The 1552-nt window shown below is 55.0% G+C and carries 1 protein-coding gene; it reads right to left on the bottom strand.

What is annotated here, in order from left to right; translation table 11 throughout:
• On the bottom strand, positions 1 to 636 hold a 636-nt coding region (locus tag VKV29_RS09470; protein WP_324201062.1), incomplete at its 3' end, for an alpha/beta hydrolase-fold protein.
• Positions 637 to 1552 lie beyond the last annotated feature (916 nt).

A 1552-nucleotide genomic window follows, 5' to 3' on the forward strand; every position in this document is an offset into this window, starting at 1 on the left:
GGTCTTCTGATCGGCTTCTGGGGAGACAACGGGGTCTGCTGCGCCGTGGAAAACCCAAAGCGGAATTTTTGCCAATTCGGCTGCCTGGTTTGGGTCGCCGATGCCGCAGATGGGCGCCGCTGCGGCGAAGAGGTCAGGATGCTTGGCGGCCAGCGCCCAGGTTCCGAAGCCACCTTGCGATAGGCCGGTAAGGTAGAGACGAGTAGTATCCACGCGATATTCGCGCTCCGTTTTTTTAAGCATGGCCATTAACAGATCATCATACTGTGCCCACGTATCGCGCACTTCGGGTTTCTGCGGAATGATGACGAGGAAGGGCCAGCGGTCGGCATGACGCATGATATGCGTGCCGATGCCCGCCCCCAACGGTTTGAGGCCATCGGTGCCGCACTCTCCTGAACCGTGAAGGAAGAGGATGGTTGGCCAGGGGTGGTCGCGAGTGTAGTCGGCAGGCACATAGACAAGGTAGCGGTAAGTTGACCCTTGCCATTGGATGGTCTTCAGAAGAAAGCCTTTTGGGGTGTTGTCTGTGCCATGACCTTTGGCCGATGCAGGCATCACCGTTGTAGCGAGGCAGCCAATCACCAAAAGGGTGAGGGCTATAGAGGTACTACTCAACAAGCCTGTAGATGTCATTCACGATTCTCCTTAAAGGTTCGGTTCATTTTTTAAGAGACAATTTTCAACACCGTGGTGGTCTCTTCCTGCTCTCACCTTCATTATGATGTGGGCGTTTGGAGTATGCAGGCTTGCTTACAGGCTTCTACCCCCGCCTCTCCATGCCGACGGTATTGCGCACTGCACTCTCCCTCAAGGGTTGCCCTACAGCCCCTCCCTCTCAAGGCCCCCACCCCCCCGCCCCTCATTGGGGAGAGGGGAGACCAATAAGCTTGCTCTCAGTTTCCCTTGATTAGCTTTTCTACAGCTTAATTAGCAAGACAGCCCCCTTTCTCCCGAATCGGGGGAAAGGAGGGGATAGGGGGCGAGCAAGGTGAGGTTGCTTCTGGAGATTGGCTCTAGAACCGTGAGATTGTCAGCCCCACCCCCTTCCCCTCAGGACGGGTGGGAATGGAAACTTAAGATTTCTCGCCTTCGGCTCGAAATGACAAGTGTCTATCTCGAAATGACAGGTGTCTATCTCACGAGAAATGACAGTCGTATCATCGGCTCTTCAAGGCCGACGCCCTCCCCCTCCCCCCATTGGGGAGAGGGGAGACCAGCAAGTTCATTGGCGGTTTCCTTTGATAACCTTCCCTGTGGAAACTAAACGCTATAGCCCCCTTTCTCCCGAATCGGGGGAAAGGACGGGATAGGGGGCGAGCAAGGTGAGGTTGCTTCTGGAGATTGGCTCTAGAACCGTGAGATTGTCAGCCCCACCTCCATCTCTCAGGACGGGTGGGAATGGAAACTTAAGATTTCTCGCCTTCGGCTCGAAATGACAAGTGTCTATTTCACAAGAAATGACAGGTGTCTCTCTTGCCAGCTCTTCAAGGCCGATGCCCTCCCTTCAAGGGTTACCCCTACGACCCTTCACTTCAACACGCTCTCACTT

This window comes from Chthonomonas sp., from assembly GCF_035294165.1.
Taxonomy (GTDB): domain Bacteria; phylum Armatimonadota; class Chthonomonadetes; order Chthonomonadales; family Chthonomonadaceae; genus Chthonomonas.